Source organism: Deinococcus pimensis DSM 21231, from assembly GCF_000519345.1.
GTDB lineage: Bacteria > Deinococcota > Deinococci > Deinococcales > Deinococcaceae > Deinococcus_A > Deinococcus_A pimensis.
Genome location: NZ_KI912632.1, coordinates 20,186 through 21,717, shown reverse-complemented (window position 1 = coordinate 21,717; position 1,532 = coordinate 20,186). Strand labels below are relative to the sequence as shown.

The window sequence follows — 1,532 nt, the reverse complement described above, 5'->3', positions numbered from 1 at the left end:
CGTCCACGGGGTAGACGCGCAGCTGAGCGTCGGGCGGGCCGAGGCTCACGGCGAGGGAGCGCGGCGGGAAGAAGTCGGGCGCGTCCTCGCGCGGCTCGCGCGGCACGACGCGGACGCTCGGCGTGACCTTCAGGGTTCGCGTGTCGAGCCGCAGGGTCGGCAGGGCGGGTTCGGAGGAGACCGGCGCGGCCTGGGTGAAGGACAGGGTCGCGAGCAGCAGCAGCAGACGGCGTCTCATGACCGGAGCTTAGCCGGGGGTACATGACCGCCTCGTGATGGCGCGCGGAAGCCGTCCGTTCGAAGGGGCGGATCAACGCTCGCTCAAGACACGGCCCTCACCCTTCAGTTCGGGTTCGTGGGGTCTTAATCCACTGTTAGCAAGGTCACTTAATGAACGGTCTTGCCCGCGAGGTTGTTGCCTCCTGATCTTAATGAGTAAGCGCAAGATTCTCCTGATCGAGGACGACACCGACATCGCCCGCTTCCTGCGCTCCGACCTGGAGGAAGCAGGCTACGAGGTGGACCACTCCGCCGACGCCATGTCCGGTCTCGTCGCCGTCCGCGAACACACTCCCGACCTCGTCATCCTCGACCTCGGCCTGCCCGACTTCGACGGCACGGAGGTGCTCGGCCGCATCCGCCGCACCAGCACCCTCCCGATCATCGTGTGCACCGCGCGCGACACGCCCGACGAGAAGGTCAAGATCCTGGAGGGCGGCGCGGACGACTACGTCGTGAAGCCCTTCGATTCCCGCGAGCTTCTCGCCCGCGTGGGCGTGCAGCTGCGTCAGCACGGCGGCGCCCCCATCGAGATCAACGGCATCGAGCTCAACGTGCAGCAGCGGCTCGTGCGCTACCAGGGTCAGGAGGTGCGCCTCTCCCCCACGGAGTTCAACCTGCTGTCGCTGCTGGCGCGTCAGCCGGGCCGCGTGTACTCCCGCGAGGAGATCGAGCGCGAGGTCTGGGACGGGCGCCTGCCCGCGAACAGCAACGTCGTGGACGTGCACATGGCGAACCTGCGCGGCAAGTTCCGCGACGTGGAGGGCTACGGCATCATCCGCACGGTGCGCGGCATCGGCTACGCGCTGCGCAGCTGAGCCCACCGGGACGAGCACCGGAAAGGAGAGGCGCCCGCACGTGTGCGGGCGCCTCTCCTCTGCTCGTACGGTTACTTCCCGGCGCCGCCCACGCCCACTACGGGGCCCGCCGCGCCGCGCGGCACCAGCACGATCGCGTTGGGCGTCGGGCGGCTCCAGACGGTGTTGAGGTACCCGCCGGAGAAGTACACGGTGGCGCTGCTGCCGCTGTCGAGACGCAGGGCGCGCTCCACGCCCGCCGCGACGAGCGCGCGCGCGAAGTCCTCGGGCGTGCCCGTCTCCAGGTACGCGATGGTGGGCCGTCCCTGGAAGATCGCGAAGGCCACCTGACGGGTGGGCCGCCAGACGTTCGTGCGGGTGTCGAAGCCCTCGCGGATGGGGTCGATGACGGCGCGGCCCGCGTCCACCAGCAGGGGACCCGCCGCGAGCGCTTCG

General features: G+C 69.8%; 3 protein-coding genes. 1 reads left to right on the top strand and 2 read right to left on the bottom strand.

Going from position 1 to position 1,532, the window contains the following annotated elements:
- Positions 1 to 238, bottom strand: a 238-nt coding sequence (locus DEIPI_RS38970; protein WP_045233649.1) for a hypothetical protein, incomplete at its 3' end; no start/stop codon positions are given.
- A 193-nt stretch (positions 239 to 431) separates the two neighbouring features.
- Here DEIPI_RS38970 and DEIPI_RS0104525 point away from each other — a divergent pair.
- Positions 432 to 1,097: a response regulator transcription factor gene (locus DEIPI_RS0104525; protein ID WP_027480989.1), complete on the top strand. Its 666-nt coding sequence runs from the start codon at positions 432 to 434 to the stop codon at positions 1,095 to 1,097.
- Positions 1,098 to 1,168: 71 nt separating this feature from the next.
- Here DEIPI_RS0104525 and DEIPI_RS0104520 read toward each other — a convergent pair.
- A partial coding sequence (locus tag DEIPI_RS0104520; RefSeq protein ID WP_211238240.1) for a phosphodiester glycosidase family protein occupies positions 1,169 to 1,532 on the bottom strand: 364 nt, incomplete at its 5' end.